Raw genomic sequence first — 361 nt, forward strand, 5'->3', positions numbered from 1 at the left:
CCTGTAACGTCGGATCGATCTCCAGCCGCCGCAGAAAGGCTATCCGCTCTGTCAGCCCGACCAGATTCGACGCACTTGGCGCTTCTGGCGCCGAGCGTAGCCAATGGAAGCGCGTCTGGCCGATCGACGGGTCCACTTCTAACAGCCGGTCCAATGATCGGAGCGTATCGAGCGGAACGTCTTTAATCAGAGTTGTCTCTGCCCGACGGCGAGCTATCGCACGGCCGGTAAGGCCAATCCGTTCGATCGTGTCGATCGCCGGTAGAAGAGCGCCGCGTTCACGAAACGCGGCGACAATCGAACTGACTATCGCAGCACCGTCGTCGGACGTCGCCGCCGCCTGAATTGCAGACAATAGCGC

The 361-nt window shown here is 60.9% G+C and carries 1 pseudogene; it reads right to left on the bottom strand.

From position 1 onward, the window contains the following. Positions 1-361 (bottom strand): annotated as a pseudogene (locus tag AB4Z23_RS29095) (Tn3 family transposase); the annotation flags it as partial.

The sequence above is a fragment of the Agrobacterium sp. MCAB5 genome (assembly GCF_052114365.1).
GTDB lineage: Bacteria > Pseudomonadota > Alphaproteobacteria > Rhizobiales > Rhizobiaceae > Agrobacterium > Agrobacterium tumefaciens.